Source organism: Selenomonas sputigena ATCC 35185 (genome assembly GCF_000208405.1).
Lineage (GTDB): Bacteria > Bacillota > Negativicutes > Selenomonadales > Selenomonadaceae > Selenomonas > Selenomonas sputigena.
In genome coordinates, this window is sequence record NC_015437.1 from 1,736,308 (window position 1) to 1,757,177 (window position 20,870).

17 protein-coding genes are annotated in these 20,870 nt (G+C 58.2%); 2 read left to right on the forward strand and 15 right to left on the reverse strand.

From position 1 onward, the window contains the following. Positions 1 to 51: 51 nt before the first annotated feature. The 15 genes from SELSP_RS07980 to SELSP_RS08050 form a co-directional block, all read right to left on the reverse strand. On the reverse strand, positions 52 to 2,007 hold the full coding sequence (locus SELSP_RS07980) for an ATP-binding protein (RefSeq protein WP_232362318.1): 1,956 nt from the start codon (positions 2,005 to 2,007) through the stop codon (positions 52 to 54). 130 nt (positions 2,008 to 2,137) lie between these two features. After that, a complete protein-coding gene (locus SELSP_RS07985) occupies positions 2,138 to 2,989 on the reverse strand; it encodes an RpnC/YadD family protein (RefSeq protein WP_006191493.1) in 852 nt (283 codons plus the stop codon). 194 nt (positions 2,990 to 3,183) lie between these two features. Then, positions 3,184 to 3,756, reverse strand: coding sequence for a cob(I)yrinic acid a,c-diamide adenosyltransferase (locus SELSP_RS07990; RefSeq protein ID WP_006191490.1), 573 nt, complete (start codon positions 3,754 to 3,756; stop codon positions 3,184 to 3,186). After that, positions 3,753 to 4,250, reverse strand: coding sequence for a preQ(1) synthase (queF, locus tag SELSP_RS07995; protein WP_013740906.1), 498 nt, complete (start codon positions 4,248 to 4,250; stop codon positions 3,753 to 3,755). Before queF ends, SELSP_RS07990 begins: the two co-directional genes overlap by 4 nt. Continuing rightward, positions 4,226 to 5,968: a putative bifunctional diguanylate cyclase/phosphodiesterase gene (locus tag SELSP_RS08000; RefSeq protein WP_006191488.1), complete on the reverse strand. Its 1,743-nt coding sequence runs from the start codon at positions 5,966 to 5,968 to the stop codon at positions 4,226 to 4,228. Before SELSP_RS08000 ends, queF begins: the two co-directional genes overlap by 25 nt. A 226-nt stretch (positions 5,969 to 6,194) precedes the next feature. Further along, positions 6,195 to 8,138: a TRAP transporter permease gene (locus tag SELSP_RS08005; RefSeq protein WP_407635840.1), complete on the reverse strand. Its 1,944-nt coding sequence runs from the start codon at positions 8,136 to 8,138 to the stop codon at positions 6,195 to 6,197. After that, positions 8,138 to 8,671 (reverse strand): DUF1850 domain-containing protein, encoded by a 534-nt coding sequence (locus SELSP_RS08010; RefSeq protein ID WP_006191484.1) that lies wholly within the window; start codon positions 8,669 to 8,671, stop codon positions 8,138 to 8,140. The genes SELSP_RS08005 and SELSP_RS08010 overlap by 1 nt, the downstream gene beginning before the upstream one ends. After that, the gene (locus tag SELSP_RS08015; RefSeq protein WP_006191483.1) at positions 8,672 to 9,631 is read right to left on the reverse strand and encodes a TAXI family TRAP transporter solute-binding subunit; all 960 of its coding nucleotides are present in this window, start codon (positions 9,629 to 9,631) and stop codon (positions 8,672 to 8,674) included. A 136-nt stretch (positions 9,632 to 9,767) separates the two neighbouring features. Continuing rightward, positions 9,768 to 10,508: a tRNA threonylcarbamoyladenosine dehydratase gene (locus SELSP_RS08020; protein ID WP_006191482.1), complete on the reverse strand. Its 741-nt coding sequence runs from the start codon at positions 10,506 to 10,508 to the stop codon at positions 9,768 to 9,770. Positions 10,509 to 10,536: 28 nt separating this feature from the next. Further along, positions 10,537 to 11,676, reverse strand: a complete 1,140-nt coding sequence (gene ftsZ / locus SELSP_RS08025) for a cell division protein FtsZ (protein ID WP_006191481.1) — start codon at positions 11,674 to 11,676, stop codon at positions 10,537 to 10,539. A gap of 110 nt (positions 11,677 to 11,786) precedes the next feature. Next, entirely contained in the window at positions 11,787 to 12,707 is a 921-nt protein-coding gene (locus tag SELSP_RS08030; protein ID WP_232362340.1) for a DMT family transporter, read from the reverse strand. 40 nt (positions 12,708 to 12,747) lie between these two features. Next, positions 12,748 to 13,653 (reverse strand): DUF2156 domain-containing protein, encoded by a 906-nt coding sequence (locus tag SELSP_RS08035; RefSeq protein WP_006191479.1) that lies wholly within the window; start codon positions 13,651 to 13,653, stop codon positions 12,748 to 12,750. 378 nt (positions 13,654 to 14,031) lie between these two features. Beyond that, positions 14,032 to 14,565 (reverse strand): acyl-CoA thioesterase, encoded by a 534-nt coding sequence (locus SELSP_RS08040; RefSeq protein WP_006191477.1) that lies wholly within the window; start codon positions 14,563 to 14,565, stop codon positions 14,032 to 14,034. Between the two features lie 88 nt (positions 14,566 to 14,653). Then, positions 14,654 to 18,439: a phosphoribosylformylglycinamidine synthase gene (locus SELSP_RS08045; protein ID WP_013740907.1), complete on the reverse strand. Its 3,786-nt coding sequence runs from the start codon at positions 18,437 to 18,439 to the stop codon at positions 14,654 to 14,656. Between the two features lie 51 nt (positions 18,440 to 18,490). Next, positions 18,491 to 18,973 (reverse strand): YhcH/YjgK/YiaL family protein, encoded by a 483-nt coding sequence (locus tag SELSP_RS08050; RefSeq protein ID WP_006191466.1) that lies wholly within the window; start codon positions 18,971 to 18,973, stop codon positions 18,491 to 18,493. A gap of 174 nt (positions 18,974 to 19,147) precedes the next feature. Between SELSP_RS08050 and SELSP_RS08055 the strand changes: the two genes are divergently transcribed. Together SELSP_RS08055 and SELSP_RS08060 are read left to right on the forward strand one after the other, a co-directional pair. Continuing rightward, positions 19,148 to 19,627, forward strand: coding sequence for an Lrp/AsnC family transcriptional regulator (locus SELSP_RS08055; RefSeq protein WP_013740909.1), 480 nt, complete (start codon positions 19,148 to 19,150; stop codon positions 19,625 to 19,627). Further along, positions 19,624 to 20,799: an aminotransferase class I/II-fold pyridoxal phosphate-dependent enzyme gene (locus SELSP_RS08060; RefSeq protein WP_006191462.1), complete on the forward strand. Its 1,176-nt coding sequence runs from the start codon at positions 19,624 to 19,626 to the stop codon at positions 20,797 to 20,799. Before SELSP_RS08055 ends, SELSP_RS08060 begins: the two co-directional genes overlap by 4 nt. The last annotated feature ends 71 nt before the right edge of the window (positions 20,800 to 20,870 follow it).

Genomic DNA, 20,870 nt, shown 5'->3' on the forward strand with positions numbered 1-20,870 from the left:
CATGCCCGCTCGGCTTGGTGGGTTATTTTCTTCTCTTTGCTTTCCGCCTTCTCAATCCTTGAGGATATGCCACTCGCCGCTGCGGTTCGTTCCCGTGCGCTCGATGACGCCCGCCTTGTGCAGTGCCGTCGTCATGCGCTTGACCGTGGCGATCGATACGCCGAGCGCTTCCTTCAAGGCTTTTTGCGTGACCTTGGGATTCTCTCGAATCACATGGAGAAGCCTTTCCTCCATAGATTCTTCTGAAGAAACCTCCACAGGCTTTTCCAAAACTTCTTTCACGATTTCTTTCGCAGATTCCTCCGCCATTGCTTCTGCAGACTCTTCCACAGCGAAAGAAAGCTCCTGCTGCCCCGCGCTCACCTTCTCTTCCCGCGGCTCTGTCGGCTCTTCCTCAAGAGCAACATCATCTGCCTTGAGATCCGCAAGGGATTCAAGCTCAAGTTTCAGCTCGGGCGCAGGCTCAAGATCCGGCTCATGATCGGCTTCCACTTCTTGAACAAGTCTCGCATCTTGTCCATCTTCCAGCGAAATCCCGGATGCCAAAACATCGCCCGCACCGCTTTCCTCCTGCAGCAGCGCCTGCTCTTCCTCTATTTCCTCCGGCAAAGGCTCTTCTTCCCGTATAGGTTCAGCTTCTTCTATAGGCTCAACTTCCTGCACAGATTCAGCTTCCTCTGCAAGCTCCGTTTCCTCGACAGGATCCTGCTCTTGAACAGGCTCCACGATCTCAACAGGTTCAACATCCTGCACGAGTTCGGCTTCTCCGACAAGTTCCTGCTCTTGGACAGGCTCAGCTTCCTCAGCGGCCTCAACAGTCTGCACAAGTTCAGTTTCCTCAACAACGCTTTCCTGCTGCTGTGCTTCTTCCTCGGCACGGCAATAGAGATTGATGCGCACGGAATCGCCGAGCGTGATGACGGCAGGCTCGGGCAGGCGCGCCCGCTTCGCCGCACGATAGAGTTCGGGCAGGATGCTCTGGAAGCCCGTCATCATGCCCATGTAGAGGAACGCCGCCGCAATCGCGCGGTTGCGTATCTTGGAGAAACCCGTCTTGAGCTTCCAGATCGTCATGTCCTCTTCCAGCAATCCCGGTACAGTGATTTCCAAGCGATCCTCGTAAAGCACGAGGGAGATGCGCCCCGGCGCCGCATAATTCCTCTGGCAGACAGCGCGAGCAAGCAGGCGGCGCATGAGATCTTCCGGAAGCTCCTCCAGTCCACGCGCCTTGAGACCCCGCGCCAAAAGGCGCTCCTGCACATAGTTCGCTGCACCGTCCACCTGCTCCGTCAAGGAACCGGCAAACTCTTCGCCGCCGACGAAATCAAGGCGCGTCGCACCAAGATACTCGGCGCACTGGATGAAACCTTCGGGAAAAAGTTCCTCCGCCGTTCCTGCGAGCAGATGCCAGCCGCCCGTCGCGCGGCACTCGCCCGCCTCCTCACGCAGAAGCTTCCATGCCAGGAGATCCTCCTTCTGCAGGCGCACGACATCATCATCAGCGCGGCGTTTCTCCGCCTCGCCGTACATCATGCGGCAGAATTCCTCGATCTCCACATCACTGACCGTGCTCTCGGCCGCGAGCTGATCGGCGCTGCTGTTCGTGCCCGAAAGAAGAAGCTCCTGCACCTGATACGGCTCAGCGAGGCGCGTCGCGCCGCCGACGCGCACATAGGTGCCGTCCATCATGCCCAATTCCTTGACGAAATACGGCTTTTCCATACCGGGGAAAATCTCCACGACGACGACCTGCCGCCCATCTTGCAGTTCCACACCGACGCGCGGGAAAATGCGCGGCTCGCAGCTGTCGAAAATCTTCTGCGTAATCTCATCTATGCACGGAATGAGCTCCGCCTCTGCTGAAAATCCCCTGCCGCTTTCACCGTAGAAAATGATGCGTCCGCCCCGTCCATTCGCAAAAGCCACGGCCGTATTCAAAAAAGATCCGCTCTCCGCCACGATCTGCTCCACAAAATCGCCGCGAACCCCCGTCATTTCTTCCTGCACATTCAGCACCTCTCTGCCATCCGTTTTCTACGCTATAGTATACCAGTTTTTCCAAGGAAAGTCCAAGATTCACCTCGTTAAAGAAACACGGATACGTGCATCTGTGAGAATTTATTTTATCTGCGCTTCCTTAAAGCAAGCTGTGCGTCTTGCCGATTTCTTTCACTCGATCCAGCGAAAACTTCGACAGTCGCGCAATCGTTTCAAGCGGCAGCCTGTCACGCAGCATTTCCAAAACGACGGCCACCTTTCCCGCCTCCATGCCCTCTTCCAAAACAGCTTCCTCGAAGTCCTTTTGGTTCCATTCAAAGTTTACCATATCGACGACCTCCCCTTCATGTCGCTGCAAGAACTCCTTCATGATGTCATGTTCTTCACAATACCGCATGGCTTCGCGAATGGCTGTTGCTCTTTCCATGCCGTTTGCCATGTTCCTCTTGATGCGATCCATAAAGAAACTGTAGTCATGAAGCGAACGACTCTTTTTCAAAAGCGGTTTCATTTTATCGTAAGCAATGTTATGAAAATTTACTTTTAGTTCTAAATGAATATCTCCGTCCGTTTTCAGAAACGCATCTGACAGCTTCATCGAATGCGTTTCAGGCATGTCCCGACTCCCTGTATAGAAAACATGAAATTCTGGTGCAGGAAGTCGAATCGGCTTATTTTGGTACAGATTCTTTGTCGGAACATATTGCCGTAATTGTTCACAAACGTAATACAAACAACGCAGCGGCATATTTCGATTCGCTGTGCTTTGATGTTCCACGAAAAACAAATGACTCCCTGCTATCAGAAAGGAAATATCGTTCTTCAACTGTGAAAGAAATGTCCCTTCCAAAGTCACAATCTGCACGGATTCCTCCGCTGCGTAGATTTTTTCACGCAAGGCTCCCGCGACTTCTTTGAGACGTGCTGCATCATTGAAGTACATGCGAAAGACGGTATCTTGGTATTGCCTGCCTTTCTTCTCTTTTTCCATAACCGATGCTCCACTCTTGTCAACTTGTTCACTTCTTTTTATTATAGCATAAATCCGTACAGTCAGACAGCATACCGCATTCCACGCATGCGAAAAGTTCCCTATTCCACTTTCTCACTATAAGGAAAACCACGCGAAAAAAAGATGCCGCACAAGTATATGTGCGACAACTCCCACCATATCTCCCTGCCAATTCAATTTTCTATGCCCTTGCGCGCCGTCACGCCCTTTGCATAATAGTGGCACACTTCCCGCATCTCCGTGACGAGGTCGGCTCGTGCGATCAGCCAATCGGGCGCATTCCTGCCCGTCAGGATGATCTCTCGCTCAGGCGGCAGATCATTGAGCAGGGATTCGACCGCCTCGCGCGAGATGAGTTCAAAGAAGAGGGCCACGTTCAGTTCGTCGAGGATGACGACGTCCCAAGCGCCCGAGCGTGCGGCTTTAGCAGCCTTGGCAAAACCGTCCTGCATCAGCTGCAGGTAGTCGGCGGGCGGCTCACCTTGCGGAAACACGACGACGTCTTCGCCCCATGCCGCACGCTCCTCTTCCGTCAGCATGCCTTCCTTCGCGATGAAGAACGGTTTGCCCGTCGTATAGAGCGCAAGCTGCGGTGCAAATCCCTGCAGGACTTTCTGCTCGCTGTAGGCGAGGCTCTTCATGAACTGCATGATGTAGACGCGAAGTCCTGCACCTAGGGCACGCACGGCGAGGCCGATCGCCGCCGTCGTCTTGCCCTTGCCCGCGCCCGTATAGACCTCGATCATCGGTTGTCCACCTTGTCCATCGCGTAGAGATCATGCTCGGCAAAGCGCTTTTCGGCAAGCGCTTCATACTTCGTGCCCGGCCTGCCGTAATTCGTGTACGGATCGATGGAGATGCCGCCGCGCGGCAGGAACTTGCCCCAAACCTCGATGTAGCGCGGCTCCATGAGGCGTACGAGATCCTTGAGGATGATGTTCACGACATCCTCGTGGAAGTCGCCGTGATTGCGGAAGCTGAAGAGATAGAGCTTCAGCGATTTGCTCTCGACCATGCGCCGCTCGGGCACGTAGGAGATCGTGATCGTCGCGAAATCCGGCTGCCCCGTAATCGGACAGAGGCTCGTGAACTCGGGGCAGTTGAACTTGACCCAGTAATCCTTGTCGGGATGCTTGTTCTCAAAGGTTTCCAAAAGCTCAGGCGCATAGTCCGCCGCATACTGCGTGTTCTTTTCGCCGAGATGCGTGACGCCCTTCATCTCATCGCTCGTGCGTGACATAGCTGCTCCTCTCCGTGCGCTTCTTGACGCATCAAAAATTTTTCCTCGAATCCTTCCTTTGTTTCCGGCCTGCCAAAGAGATAGCCCTGAATGGAATCGACCTTGCACGTCTTCGCCAGAAGATCATATTCCTCCTGCGTTTCCACACCCTCGATGCAGACCTTCATGCCCATGCTGTGGCAAAGCTCCACCGTGTAGTCCACGATGCGGCGATCGAAGTCCGACCACAAGATCTGCTTGACGAAGACTCGGTCGATCTTCACGATGTCGCACGAGAGGTTCTTGAACATCGCCAAAGAGGAGCAGCCCGTGCCGAAATCGTCCATGGCGATCTTCAGGCCATACTCGCGCAGAGAGGCAAACTGACGATTGATGAAATCCCAGTCCGAGATGACCGTGTGCTCCGTAAGTTCCAAAACGATGCTCGCCGGATCTACGCCATAGCGCTCAATACATTCCCTGACAGCCTCCTTGAAGGACGGGTCGCGCAGCTGCACATAGGAAAGGTTGATGCTCATGCAGAAATCAGGAACAATCTTCTGCCACTCACGACAGATGCGCACCGCCGTATCGGCAATCCACTTGCCGACGGGAATCATCAGCTGCGACTCTTCCAGAAGGGGGATGAACTCCATAGGCGCGACCATGCGCCCCTTGGAATTCTGCCAGCGCAGCAGAGCTTCCGCACCGATGATGCGTCGGCTGTCCGCCCCCACCTGCGGCTGAAAGCACAGACTGAAACCGCGGCAACCGTCCTCCACCGAGCGGCGTATGTCCTCGCGTGCCGTCAAAGAGCGCAGCCAGCGGTTGTAAAGCTCCTTCGAGAAGATGCAGTTCTTGTTCTTGCCCCCCTGCTTCGCCAAGGTCAGCGCCGCCTCCGCATACTTGTGCAGCACGAGGTAGTCCTTGCCGAACTGCGGGAAGAACACCGTGCCGCCCGACACCGTGCAGAAATACTTGTGTTCGTTAATCTGCTGCGGCTTCAAGAGAGCCGTCTGTATACTCCGATAGAGAGTTTCAACATCCGCCTCGTCCGCCCCCGGATAGACGATGCCGAACTCGTCGCCGTCGAGCTTGTAGAGTCGAAAATCCGTCGAGAGGATCTTCTTGATACGCTTTGCGACCTCACGCAGAACCTGATCGCCAAAGGCGCGGTTGTAGGCTTCGTTGACGATCTTGAAATTGTCGATGCCAAGAATCATCAGCGCGCCGCCCCTGCCCGTCTCGCGCGCCTCGTCAAGCGCCGCCTTCATGCGCTGCTCCAAGCGATACTTGTTCAAAAGTCCCGTGACGGCGTCCGCACGGATGCGCTGCCCCATGAGCCGAAAGATTCCCGCATAGAGCGTCCTCTCTCCTTCATGGTCGAGCGCAGCGGCGCAGCGGCACTCGATCCACTCGTATTCCCCCTTGCGCGTCCTCGCGCGAAACTCAACGCAGCCCTCTCTCGTATGCCCCTGCAGCACATCGTCAAAGACCTTCGTGGCGCTTTCGCGCTCCGTCGGATGCATGATTTCCTGCCACGCCTGGCGAAAGGCGGAAAAGCCCATCGTTTCCGCAGGTATGCCGAAATCCCGCACGATGTTCGGCGACGTCATCGCCACCTTGTTTTGCAGATCCACCACATAAAGATAGCCGGACGTCGTCCTCTTCAGCACATCAAAATAAATCTTCAGACGCTTCAGCAAGGGGCTCAAAGCAGTTCGCGGGATTCGGCGCATGGCGACCTCCTGTTGTCGGGCGTACCCGATTATCTTATGAGTATATAATAGCCGACAAATTTCCTAAATGCAAGACTTGACAAAGATTTCCTCCATAAATTTTATGGAGGAAATTCATCTTCCGACCCAAAGAAAAGGCCTTCGACGCCAAAGCGGCAATCGAAGGCCTTGCGAGGTGCATACCTCATTTATCAACGATTTTTCGTCCTATCCGTGATTACTGCCCTCAGCCAAGACTGCTCGCCTCCGCTTTGCTGCGCCTCTGCTGAAAGAAGAGCACGGATGCCAGGAGAAGGAATCCCACGAGATCGGTCACAAGTCCTGGTTGAATCATCAAAAGACCGCCGACGAACAGCATAACGCGCTCAAGTCCGTTCAACGGCTTCACAAGGCAGCCGATCATCGACGCGCTCAAACCGATCATGCCGATGACCGAGGTCACGAGCACCGTGATGAGCGATATGGGCGTCGCATCGATCATGAGGACGACGGGCGACAGTACGAAGATGTACGGAATGATGAAGGCGGCAATCGCGAGCTTCGAGGCATTGATGCCCGTCTTCAGCGGCTTGCCGCCGCTGATGGCAGACCCGGCGAAGGCGGCGAGAGCCACGGGCGGCGTCACGTCGGCGATGATGCCGAAGTAAAAGACGAACATGTGCGCCGCGAGCACGGGCACGCCCATCTGGACGAGTGCAGGAGCGGCAATCGTCGAAGTGATGACGTAGTTCGCTGTCGTCGGCACGCCCATGCCGAGGATGATCGACGTGATCATCGTGAAGAACATCGTCGGCAAAAGCATGCCGCCCGAAAGATCGAGCAGAGCCGACGCGAGCTTGAGGCCCACGCCGGTCTTCGTCACGACGCCGATGATGATGCCCGCTGAAGCGCAGGCGACGAGGACGCCGAGGACGTTCCGCGCACCGTTTTCAAGACCGCGCACAATTTCTACGGGCTTCATGCGCGTCGACTTGCGCAAAGACGAGGCCGCGATGGCGAGCACGATCGCCCACAGAGCCGCACGCATCGGCGTGAAGCCCGAGACGAGCAGATAGATGATGACGATGAGAGGAATCGCGAGATGGCCGCGCTCCTTCAGAATCTCCCACGGCTTGGGCAGTTCGTTTCGCGGCACGCCCTTGAGATTGCTGCGGCGCGCCTCGAAGTGGACGCCGAGCCAGATGCCGAGGAAGTAGAGGAGTGCAGGAATCGTCGCCGCCTTGACGACGTCGAAGTACGGCACGCCGACGAACTCCGCCATGAGGAACGCCGCCGCTCCCATGACAGGCGGCATGAGCTGTCCGCCCGTCGAGGCAGCCGCTTCGACCGCGCCCGCGAAGTTGCGCTCGTAGCCAAGCTTCTTCATCATGGGAATCGTGAAGGCGCCCGTGCCCGCGACGTTGGCGACCGAGCTGCCCGATACCGTGCCCATGAGGCCGCTCGAAAGCACGGCGACCTTCGCCGGGCCGCCGCGCGCCCAGCCCGCCACAGCATTCGCAAGGTCGATGAAGAACTTGCCGAGTCCCGTCGATTCCAGATAAGCGCCGAAAAGGATGAAGAGGAATATGAAGGTCGAGGATACGCCGAGCGGTATGCCGAACACGCCCTCCGTCGTGAAGAAGAGATGCGAGACGAGCTGGTCGAGATTCAGTCCGCGATGTGCGAGAACGCCCGGAAGGTATGGCCCTGCGAATGCATAGGTGAGAAAGAAGAGCACGACGCAGACCATCGGCATGCCGACGACGCGGCGCGTCGCCTCGATGACGAGCACGATGCCGATGAGACCTACGACGAGATCGAGCGAATTGACCGTTCCCGCGCGCATCACGAGGCTTCGATAGGCGAAGATGATGTAGGCGGGAGCGCCCGCGCCCAAGATGGCGAGGACGACGTCGACGGCATGCACCTTCTCGCGCGACCAGACCTGCCGCATGGGGAAGAGCAGGTAGACGAGCGTCAGGCCGAAGCCCAGATGAACGGCACGCTGCAGCTGCGCATCGAGCACGCCGAAGACCGCCGTATAGATTTGAAAGAGGGAGAACGCGATGGCGAGAACCGCCACGACCTTCGCCATGAAGCCCTTGTGCTCAATGACGTCGGATTCCTTATCGTATTTTTTCAGAACTTCTTTTGCAAGTTCCTCATGCTTCTTGTCCGGCATGATGAACATCATTCCTTTCCTGCCGCAGCAGCGGCTCCAAGCTCCTTGCCGAAGAGCTTCTCCATGCCCCAGCGCCACGGGGCGATGACCGCGAGATCGACGCGGCTTCCTGCCGGAAGCTTCTCAAAAAGCCTCTCCTCCGTGCCGTCGAGCACGAGCGTCAGTTCCGTGCCCACGCCCGTGCGCAGGGAAAGACGCGGGAAGCGGCGCTCCATGCCGTCCATGACGAAAAAGTCGCCTTCCGCGCGGAACTCGCCCTCGCTCGCGAGAAAGGGCAGCCCCACGCCGAACGATTGGTAGCGCGTCCTGTCGAGCACGAAACCCGAAACTTCGTCATCCACGCGCAGGTCTTCCTCCACGGGCGTCTTCTGCACCGAATGGATGAAACGAATCACAACAGGCATCCCCGCGTACGCTTTTTCCGCATAAAGGAGCGCCCCCTGCTCGCTTTCCACGACGAGCAGGGGGCGTGCCAAGAAATCTGCAAGCGCCGCGAGCACGAGAGCCGCAAGGAAGAGCCTCACACCCAGCCGCTTCTTCATTTATTCCTTGTAGTAGCGCTCTGCACCGGCATTCAACTCAATGGACATGCCGTCCTTCGCGCTCTCCTTCGTAATCTGCTTCGCCGCCGAATGCGCCGCCTGCAGCTTCTCGATATTGTCGAAAAGCGCCTTCGTGATGTCGTAGCCGAGCTTCTCGTCCACCTTGTCCGTCGCAACGAGCATCGCCATGACGGAGATTCCCGGGACTTCTTCATCGAAGCCCGCATAGGTGCCCGCCGGAATCTTCGTCTTCGTGTAGAACGGGTACTTTGCGATCAAGGCGTCCGCCTTGTCCGCCTCAATCGGCAGGAGACGCACCTTGTTCTGCGACGTGATGTCCTGCACCGCCGCCGTCGGGAATCCCGCCGTGACGAAAGCCGCGTCGACGTTGCCGTCCTTCAGGGCACTCGCCGCCTCGCCGAAGGACAGGAACTGCTCATCGATATCATCATACGTGATGCCGTACGCCTCAAGAATCTGACGCGCATTGGCCTCCGCACCGCTGCCCGCCGCACCGACGGCGACGCGCTTGCCCTTGAGGTCGGCGATGCTCTTGATGCCCGTCGACTCAAGCGTGACGATCTGGCATGTCTCGGGGTAGAGCGCCGCGATGCCGCGCAGGTTCTCGACCTTCTTGTCCTTGAACATCTCCGTGCCGTTCACGGCATAATAGGTGATGTCGTTCTGCACGATGGCGAGATCGACCGAGCCTTCCTTCAGCATGTTGATGTTCGCGACCGTCGCTCCCGTGGACTGCGCACTCGCATTCATACCGGGAATCGCCTTGTTCAGGATCTCCGCCATCGCGCCGCCGATCGGGTAATACGTGCCCGCCGTGCCGCCCGTGGCGATGTTGATGAACTTGTTGCTTCCCGAGCCGCCGCAGCCGACGAGGAGCAATGCGCAAAAAATCAGGAGCGCCGCCGCTGAGAGGATTCTCCCTAGTTTGCCCAAATGCATGGTTCATACCTCCTACAAATATAATTCTATTATATACTACGTATGCTATTATAACATATCTTGCATATCCATGCAAATTTTCCGTACAGATTAGGCATCCACTTGCCCGCAGATACCGCGCACACAAAATGACTGCTCATTCCAACGCCAGTCCCGCAAGTTCGCGCACGACGACGCTCGCGAGAATGAGCCCGGCGACGGATGGCACGAAGGAGATGCTGCCCGGCGGCTGCTTGGAAAAAGCCTGCCCGCCTTTTTCTGCGCTTTCTTCTCGCAGCGCGAAGAGCGGCTTTCGCGGCTTTTCCTTGGAATAGACGACCTTCAGAGCTTCCACGCCGCGCGATTTCAGCTCGCGGCGCATGACGCGCGCCAGAGGACACACGCTCGTCTCATAGATGTCGGCGACCTCGAACTTCGTCGGGTCGAGCTTGTTGCCCGCCCCCATGCTGCTCACGATGGGAATCGTCCGTTTCTTCGCCTCCATAACGAGCCCGATCTTACCCGCGACGGTATCGATGGCATCAACGATGTAATCATAAGACCCGTGAAAAAAAAGACCTGCCCGCTCGGGCAGGAAGAAGTCCTCAACGATCTCGACCTCAGCAGCAGGGTTGATGTCCTCAATGCGCGCCTTCATGACCGCCGCCTTGCTGCGCCCGAGCGTGCTATAGAGCGCCACAAGCTGACGATTGAGATTCGAGGCGGCGACCGCATCGTTGTCGATGAGCACGAGACGCCCTACGCCCGCGCGTGCGAGCGCCTCCGCCGCAAACGAGCCGACGCCGCCGATGCCAAAGACGGCGACGCGCGCCGCCTTGAGTCGCACAAGTCCCGCCTCGCCGATGAGCATCGCCGTGCGGCAAAAGCACTCTTCCATCAAGACTCTCCTTTCCTGCAAGCCTTCCCTACTTCTTCGGATGGAACGGGTCGAACTTCGGCAGAGTAAAATCGCTGCGCGAGGCGAAGGCCGGAACCTTCTCCGTCGGCTGCTTCATGAAAGACGGCGGTTCCAAGGAGGCGATGCTCTCCGTCTTGAGTTTGCTTTCGGGCGCCTCCATGCGCTGAGCCTTCATGACGACGCCATCGACGAAGTCCGTCGCAATGATCGTCGCGCGGATCGTCTGCCCCATGGAAGAGTCGATGACCGTGCCGAGGATGATATTCACATCGGGGTGCGTGTTTTCCCGGATGTAGTTCGTCGCCTCGCCCACGTCGTCGAGCGTCATGCGCTCGCTGCCGCTGAGGTTCAGAATCAGCCCGCGTGCACCCGTCAGGGATTTCTCGACGAGCGGGCTTTCCACCGCCTTCTGCACGGCCTCGATCGCACTCCTCTGGCTCTCGCCGATGCCGAGGAGCGCATCGCCGCTCTGGCTCTGCCGGAAGGTCGACGTGAGATCGGCGAAATCGACATTGATCTCGCCCGTCGTCAGAATCAATTCCGCGATGCAGTTGATCGCCTGACGGAGGACGTCGTCCGCCGCCTTGAACGCGTTGACGAGCGTCATGTGCTTGTTCTCGGGAAGCTTCATGAGGTTGTCGTTATGTACGACGATCAAGGCGTCAAGATTTCCCTGCATCTTCGCGATGCCCTCATTGGCGATGCGCTTCTTGCGCGCGCCCTCAAAGGAAAAGGGCACCGTCACGACGCCGACCGTCAGTATGCCCATGTCCTTGGCAATTTTTGCGACGACGGGCGCCGCGCCCGTGCCCGCGCCGCCGCCCATGCTCGCCGTGACGAATACGAGGTCGGCGCCCTTCAAAACTTCCTTGATTTTCGCCTCGTCGCCCTTCGCCGCTGCTTCCCCGAGATCCGCCACGCCGCCCGTGCCGAGCCCCTTCGTCAACTCTCGTCCGATGGCGAGCGCCTTGACGCCCGCCTCTTCCATATAGGCAAGCTGCTTCGCATCCGTATTGATCGCGATCAGCTCCACATCAAGCTCGTTTCCCTCGGCTATACGCTCGATGACGCTGTTGCCGCCGCCGCCCACGCCGATGATCTTTATCGTGACTACCGCTCTCTTGATCTTCGTATCATCCGTTATCATGGAAGCGGTTCCCCCTCTCTATGCCTGGCAGATCCATCCCTCTTTGTCAATTATCCACTTGCTTTTATTCGCCGTTCTTCTCGCCATTCCTGCAAAAAGAGGGAAAATGCTTAATTCGTCCCGTTCTCCCCCTCCATTCGAGGACGTTTCATCCCCCAAACTCCCGCAAGCTGCGCGAGGAGCATGCCCGCGAGCATCAAGGCGCAGCCTGAAAGCTCGGCGGCGCTCATCGACTCGCCGAGGAGGATTGCGCCCGAAAGCGCGCCAAACACGGACTCAAGGCTCATGATGACGGCCGCCAAGGCAGGCTCAGCGTACTGCTGTCCGACGATCTGCAGCGTAAAGGCGACGCCCGAGCTCATGATCCCTGCATAGAGAATCGCCGTCGCCGCGCCCTCGATGCCCGCGACGGTCGGCTGCTCGAAGAGAAAAGCGAGCGCCAGACTCGCACAGGCGCAGACGAAGAGCTGCGCGAGGGAAAGCTCCACCGCATCGACGAAGGACGCGAAGCGGCCGACGCAGAGGATGTGCATCGTCCAGAGGAGCGAACTTCCCACCATGATCGCATCGCCGTAAGAGAGAGAAAAGCCATCCTTCATCGAGAGCAGATAGAGTCCGCTGAGCGCCAAAACCGCGCCGCCCCAATGAAGCGGACGGATGCGGCTGCCGAAAAACACGGCGGCAAGCGGCACGAGGACGAGATAAAGGCATGTGATGAACGCCGTCTTTCCCACCGTCGTATACTGCATGCCCACCTGCTGCGAAGTCGTCGCCAGAAAGAGAATCACGCCCACGAGAGCGCCCGCCTTAAAGCCCGGACGATACGTGCCCGCCGCCTTCGCCGCGCGTCTTTTGGGCGCGAAAAAGAGCCACAGGAGAAGGACGACGGGAACGGCGACGACATAGCGTGCCGCACCGTATGTGAAAGGCCCGATGCCCTCCATGCCGACGGACTGAGCGACAAATGTCGTACCCCAGATGAAGGCGGCGACAAAGAGAGCCAAGCTGCCGCGCAAACGCACAGGTCTCACCACACTTTCTTAGAGAAGTCATGACAATTTCAGTGCTTCTTCATCTCATCCAAGCATTGAACTTCTCAATGAGCTTCACAGGCTTGTACGACTCCTTCGCCTGTCGAAGCCCCTCGATGCCCATGTCCTCCTCGCGGTTGATGTACGTCATATCGGACCACGCGTGCTCGACGAACGCCTGATTGATCGCAGGGTACGCGCCGCGCACTTCGGGATCTGCCTTTTCCACATGGATGACCGCCGTGTCGTCGTTGAGCTGCTCGCCGAAGGTGAAGGCGACGACGCGCTGTCCGATGAGGATCGCGCCGCCCTTGAGCTGAAAATCCTCGAAGTTGTTCAAGACCTCGATGATCGCCTGACGCTCAAGCGCGATGAACGGATCGTCGGGAGCTTCCTGCGCATGCTGCTTGTACCAGCTGTTGATCGTCAGCTTGCATTGCGTGACGATCTCATCCGTAATGGGCTGATACTCGGCCTCGGGATAATTTTTGCGGAAGCTGTTCAGATGGTTCTTCTTCGAATGGAACTTGCGCCCTGCCAGCTTCATCAGATCGTCGGCGAGGTAGACGTAGTCGAAGTTGTTACGGTCAGACTCGACAGCGAAATCTGCGCCCTCGTAATTTTCAAGGATGTCCGCAAAGGAGCGCTCGACGCCCGAAAAGCGTACGGGCTTTCCCTGCGCCCTAAAGTAGTCGATGAAGCGTCCGACGGCAGCCGCCATCTTCTCCTCCGGCCCGAAAGGCTGCATGGCAAATTCTCTCCCCTCCCACTCAGCCTTCATATAAAGCACATCGTCTTCCTTCGCCCACATGATCTTGTACGGTTCGTGCCACATGTAGAGATTCGTAAAGTTGAAGTGCGAATTCTCATAGTAACGCGCCCGAAAAAAACAGTCGAGCAGCGGCTTGTCCTCTTTTTGCAAAACCTTGAAATCTATGATGCTCATTCCTCTCTCGCTCAGTCACCAAAGTTCTGCGAACAAGAAGCGTGCGCCTTTTTCTCGCATGAACTCCCGCTGCAAAACCTCACGATTCAGTAATTTTCTTGCCCTGTTGTCCTATCATTATATCAACTATGTCAAGCAATTAACAATCCCTTCTATTTCAGTCGGGATTGTTAATTGCTTTTTAATTGCACTTGCCCCTTTCCTTTAATCTTGTCATGCTATACTTTCTATATCGAGCAGGAATCCAGCAGCCGGCTCGATGCCAGCGGCAACGGCGGCCCTTTCCACACTTCTGTGCCTCCCTGCTGCTTGAAAATCTAATTCTTTCTCTATCCCGAAAAAGAAGGGCTCGCCTTGCGGCTTGCCCTTCTTTTTTATCTATTTCCCGTTGTCCTCAGACTTCCCCTGACCGCGCTTGACAATTCCCGCCGGCACTGCCACTTTGCGTTTCTTGCGCGCCTTGTGCTCCTCATAGCGTCGCTTTCCTTCCTCGAAAGCGACGCGTGCCTCTTCAGTATCAAGCTCCAGGGGCGGCACGGCTTTCGGCCGTGCGTTGCGGTCAAGCGCCACCATTGTGAAATACGCCGACAGGCCGAGCTGCGGCTCGCTGCCGTCATCGAGATCTTCGACGATAACATGGACGGCGATCTCCATAGAGCTGTGCCCGACGTAGACGACGTCCGCCGTCACAACGACGAGATCGCCGATGCGGATCGGCAGATGGAATTCCAGTTCATCGACGCGCGCCGTCACGACGTTCGAGCGCGCATAGCGCCGCGCCGCCGCGTAAGCCGCCGAATCCATGAGCTTCATGATCTCGCCGCCGTGGACGTTGCCGTTGGGGTTCGCCTGGCTCGGCATCATGACCTCGCTGATGACGATGCGGCTTTCCTGCATACTGAAATGCTTCATGTATTTCCTCCTATCAAAACTGCCGCACAAGCAAAAATAACTCATGCGGCAGTTTCATCTTCCTTATTACCTTTTCTTCGACACCATCTCAGCGGAAGAAACGCACACCCGCGTCGAAGAGTCCCTGATCCTTGTTGCCCGGAACGTTCTTCGAGATGTTGTCGCCGACGCGCTCGGAGTGCCCCATCTTGCCGAGGATGCGGCCGTTGGGGCTTGTGATCGCCTCGATCGCTTCCGTCGAGCCGTTCGGATTGAACGGCGACTCCATCGTCGGCTCGCCCGCATCGTCGACATACTGCGCCGCGATCTGCCCGCGTATGCGCATCTTCGCGATGACCTCCTTGTCGGCGACGAACCTTCCTTCGCCGTGCGCAACAGGAATCGTGTGAATATCGCCGACTGAGACATTGTTGAACCACGGCGATAGGTTCGACATGATGCGTGTCTGCACCATGCACGAGACGTGTCTGCCGATCGTATTACGCGTGAGCGTCGGCGACTCCCAATCGAGCGGCATGATCTTGCCATAGGGCAGGAGACCAAGCTTGACGAGCGCCTGGAAGCCGTTGCAGATGCCGAGGATCAGTCCCTCGCGCTTCTGCAGAAGTTCCATGATCGCCTCAGCGATGCGCGGATTTCTGAGCGTCGCCGCGATGAACTTGCCCGAGCCGTCCGGCTCGTCGCCGCCCGAGAAACCGCCCGGCAGCATGAGGATCTGAGCCTTATTGATGCCCGAGGTGATTGCCTGCACCGATTCTTCGACCGCCTGCGGCGTTAGATTGCGGATGACGAGCGCATCGACCTCGCCGCCCGCCTTCTCAAAGGCGCGCTGCGTCTCGTACTCGCAGTTGATACCGGGGAAAACGGGCATGAAGATGCGCGGCTTCGTATAGCGATCGCTGGCGCGCTGACGCACGCCGCGGCGGAACGGCGCGGCTGCCGAGGCCGTCCTCCCCTTGCTTCTGACCGTCGCCGGGAAGATGCCGTCAAGTGCTCCCACATAAGATTCACGAAGCTCGTCGAGTGTCTGCACCATGCCGTTGCAGACGATGCTCGCGACCGTCGTCGTGCGCCCGAGGAGCGTCCACTTGACGCCGGCAAGCGCATCCGTCACGTTGACCGCCTCGCTCATCTCCAAGAGGATCGTGCCGTAGGCGGGACGGAAAAGGTCTTCGAACTTGATCGCGCCGGGCGCCGCTTTGAAACCAAGACCGTTGCCTAGGCACATCTTCGTCAGAGCGGCCGCGATGCCGCCCCTGCCGACGCTCGACGCCGAGAACACGCGGCGGCTCTGCATCAGTGCGTGCACGCGCTCATAGTTGCGCCGCAGGTTGGCAAAAACAGGCAGGTCGTTCGCATCGATCGGCACCTCGATGGCATATACCTTGCTGTTCGCGTACTTGAATTCGGCGGAAATCGCCTCGCTCGCTTTCATGACGTTGACGGCAAAGGCGACGACCGTAGGCGGCACATGAAGACTCTCAAATGTGCCCGACATTGAATCCTTGCCGCCGATGGCAGGCACACGAAGCTCATGCTGCGCCCACAGTGCGCCCAAAAGCGCCGCAAACGGCATGCCCCACTTCTCGGGATCTTTGCCGAGACTCTCAAAGTACTCCTGAAAGGAGAGTCGCACCGTCGCCGCGTCCGCTCCGAGCGCCACCATCTTCGTGACCGCCTCGACGATGGCATAGAGCGCCCCGTGGAACGGACTCCACTCCGACAGATACGGGTCGAAGCCGAAGGTCATCGCCGTCGCCGTATCCGTTTCGCCCTTCTTCACGGGAATTTTTGCGACCATGCCCTGCTGCGGCGACAGCTGATCCTTGCCGCCAAACGGCATCAGAACCGTGCCCGCGCCGACCGTAGAGTCAAAGCGCTCGGCAAGACCCTTCTGACTGGCAACATTGAGATCGGCAAGGTTTGCATGCCACGCCGCCGTGAGGTCGCGCTGGTTCTTGACGACAGCAGGCGGCAGCTGGCGCAGATAATTCGTCTCCACGTCGGGCGATTTCAAGGCGACACGCGCGTGCTGCTTGACGCCGTTCGTATCGAGGAAGACCCGCGCGAGGCTCACGATCCTCTGCCCGCGCCAGACCATCTCAAGCCTGCCCGTATCCGTGACCTGAGCGATCGGCGTCGCCTCCAGATTCTCGCGAGCAGCAAACGCCGTGAGGACGGGCAGAGCCTCGGGACGCATGACGACGGCCATGCGCTCCTGCGACTCGGAAATGGCAAGCTCCGTGCCGTCGAGTCCCTCATACTTCTTCTTCACGGCATCAAGGTCGATCGCCAGGGACGGCGCAAGCTCACCGACGGCGACGGCGACGCCGCCCGCACCGAAGTCGTTGCAGCGCTTGATGAAGCGGCTGACCTCAGGATGGCGGAAGAGGCGCTGGATCTTGCGCTCCGTCGGCGCATCGCCCTTCTGCACCTCGGCGCCCGCCGTCGTCAGCGAGGCCTCCGTGTGCACCTTCGACGATCCCGTCGCGCCGCCGCAGCCGTCGCGTCCCGTGCGGCCGCCGACCAAGACGACGACGTCGCCCGGCTCCGGCGCCTGGCGCACGACGTCCGCCTGCGGCGCGGCGCCGATGACGGCACCGATCTCCATGCGCTTCGCCATGTAGCCCTCGTGGTAGAACTCATGCACCTCGCCCGTCGCAAGGCCGATCTGGTTGCCGTAGGAGCTGAAGCCTGCCGCCGCCCCCTGCGTGATCTTCTTCTGCGGCAGTTTGCCCGGCAATGTATCGGCAATCTTGCCGCGCGGGTCGGCAGCGCCAGTCACACGCATCGCCTGATAGACGTAGGAACGCCCCGACAGAGGATCGCGGATCGCGCCGCCAAGGCACGTCGCCGCACCGCCGAACGGCTCGATCTCCGTAGGATGGTTGTGCGTCTCGTTCTTGAACATCACGAGCCAATTTTCTTCCTTGCCGTCAATCTCCACAGGCACAACGATGCTGCACGCGTTGACCTCATCAGAAGCGTCGAGATCTTCCAAAAGCCCTTGCTGACGCAGCGCCTTCATGCCGATGCACGCGAGATCCATCAAGGAGACGTCCGCTGACTTTCCCGCATGAACCTTCTCGCGGTCGAGCATGTAGAGCTTCAATGCCTGTGCGAGCATCGGCGCATACTTGCCGTTGCCAAAGTCCACCTTGTCGATGACCGTCGTGAACGTCGTATGGCGGCAGTGGTCAGACCAATACGTGTCGATGACGCGAAGCTCCGTGATCGTCGGCTCACGCTTCTCCGCCGAGGCAAAATACTTCTGGCAGAACTGCAGGTCCTCCAGACTCATGGCAAAGCCGCGCTCTTTCAACAAGTTCCCGAGCGCCGCCGCATCCATGCGGCAGAATCCCGCAAGCTTCTCTACATCGGCAGGCTCTTCGATCTTCTCCGCAAGCGTCGCCGGCTTCTGCAAAGCGGCCTCACGGCTTTCGACCTTGTTGATGCAGTACGCCTTAATCTTCGCTAAAAGATCTGCCGAAATCGTGCCGACGATCACGTAGACGATCGCCGTGCGAATCGTCGGACGTTCCTTCTGCGTCACGAGCTGCACGCACTGCGCCGCCGAATCGGCACGCTGGTCGTACTGCCCCGGCAGATACTCGACGGCGAACGCCTTCGACTCAGGAAAGTCGGGCAGTTTCTCCTCGTAGACCGTATCGACGGGCGGCTCAACGAAGACGACGTCGCGCACCGCCTTGTATTCATCGTCCGAAAGCCCCTCGATGTCGTAGCGAATGAAGATGCGCACCGCCTTGAGCTCCGTCGCCAGGCGGAACGTCTCCGTCAGGTCGTCACAAAGCTGCTGCGCGGGGATGTCGAAATAACCCTGCCTCTTCTCTACAAAAAGTCTTCTTACACTCATGCCCACAAACCATCCTCTCTGTTCAGTTCCCCTGGATCTTCTCTCGTTTTGTCAGCCCTTCATCAACTCCAAATCGATCTTCACGACGACCTTCGTCACGTCCGCCGGATACTCGTCGAGCACCGAAACGCCCGGACGATGCACGTCCTCCGGATAGAGCACGGCATAGCTTCCCGCCTTGAGCAGGATGCTGCTCTCGGGAATCAGGGCGCGATAAAAGATGATGTCCCGCGCCTCATCATAAGGCTCCATCTCCACGAGGTCGGGACTCATCGGACACCAGCCGAGAAACTCCTCGCCGTCTGCGACATACTGAACATCCACGAATTTTCGATGCGCCTCGGGAGCGCACTCTGCCTGCGGCCGCGTCGTATAGCGCGAAAGCAGCGCGAAGATCTTGTCGCCGTCAATCTCGTGACGCCCTTCCGGCATATTGCGGAAGTCCTGTGCGCGCAAGAAGGCAAGCGCTTTCATCAGAGCCGCCGAATATCCCTTCTGCTCATCCTTCGATACCCCGATGATGCCCGTCATCATAAGCAATCCTCCTTCGCTATAGGAAGCACAGACAAATTCAGCGCTTCCCCAAAAAAGCGATTGATTTCCCCATTTATTCTATGCTATTATCCTTTATAGCGTTTCTTTTATATTATATGATGAAAGACCAATATCCGCAAGTGCGTGAATTGGGGCAGAGAAGGAGAAATGACTATGCGCGAACTCTTGGAACTCTTAGAGCACGACGCCCGCCGTCCCGTCGGCGAGATCGCTGCCGTGCTCAAGAAAAGCGAGTACGAGGTGGAAAAGGACATCCGGGGGCTGGAGCAGGACAAGATCATCCTCAGCTACAACACCTTGATCAACTGGCAGAAATTTGGCGACGACACGGTCACGGCGATCATCGAGGTCAACCTCACGCCCGAGCGTGAAGTCGGCTTCGACGCCATCGCCGAGCGCATCTATCGCTTTGAAGAGGTGCGCACCGTCTACCTCATGAGCGGCAGCTTCGATCTCCTCGTCATCATCGAGGGAAAATCGCTGCAGGACGTCGCCAACTTCGTCGCGACGCGCCTCTCGACGATCGATGGCGTCACGCAGACGCGCAGTCACTTCATGCTCAAGGCGTACAAGAAGGACGGCACGATTATCGACGACAAGGAGAAGGATCGCCGGCTGGTGGTGTCGCCATGACGAACTGGAAGGAGCGCATCTCACCCGCCGTCCATGCCGTGCCGCCCTCAGGCATAAGAAAATACTTCGACATCGCCGCCGAGATGGAGGACGTCGTATCCTTGGGCGTCGGCGAACCGGACTTCATCACGCCGTGGTCGATCCGCGAAAGCTGTGTCCACGGGCTTGAACAGGGCTACACCTCCTACACGGCGAACCGCGGCATGCTCGAACTGCGTGAAGAAATTGCCGCGCACTACGCGAGCCGCTACGGCATTTCCTATGAACCGGCAAAAGACATCCTCATCACCGTCGGCGTCAGCGAGGCGCTCGACATCGCCATGCGCGCCATACTCTCGCCCGGCGATGAAGTCTTGATTCCCGAGCCTTGCTACGTCTCCTACCAAGCCTGCGTGACCTTTGCGGGCGGCAAGCCCGTGCCCGTCGCCGCAAAACTCGAAAACGACTTCCGCATCACGCCCGAAGAACTTGAGCCGCACGTGACGAAGCGAACGAAGGCGCTTCTGATCGGCTACCCGAACAACCCGACGGGCGCCGTCATGGCGAAGGACGACCTTCAGAAGATCGCCGCCTTCGCCGAAAAGCACGATCTCATCGTCGTCTCCGACGAGATCTACGGCGACCTCACCTACGGCGGCATGGAGCACACGGCATTCTCCTCGCTGCCTGGCATGAAGGAGCGCACGATTCTCTTGAACGGCTTCTCCAAGGCCTACGCCATGACGGGCTGGCGCATCGGCTATGCGCTCGGCAACCCCGACTTCATCGCCGCCATGACGAAGATCCATCAGTACACGATGCTCTGCGCACCCATCACGGCGCAGATCGCCGCCGTCGAAGCTCTGCGCCGCGGCGAAAAGTACATGAAAAAAATGGTCGCCGAATACGACCGCCGCCGCCGCCTCATCTACGACGGTTTCCAGAAACTCGGTCTTTCGTGCTTCGAGCCGAAAGGCGCCTTCTACATCTTTCCGAACATCACGTCGAGCGGCTACACGGATGAAGAATTTGCCGAAAACCTGCTCATCAAGGAGCACGTCGCCCTCGTCCCCGGCAGCGCCTTCGGCGAAAGCGGCAAGGGACACATCCGCTGTTCCTACGCGACTTCCATCGACAAGATTTCCGAGGCCCTCGCAAGGATCGGCAACTTCCTCAAGAATCATCGGAAATAAGAGAAAGAAAAGCCTCGCCTATGCGTCCTCTCGCCTGAGAGGCCTTCAAAGCGGGGCTTTCTCATCTCTTC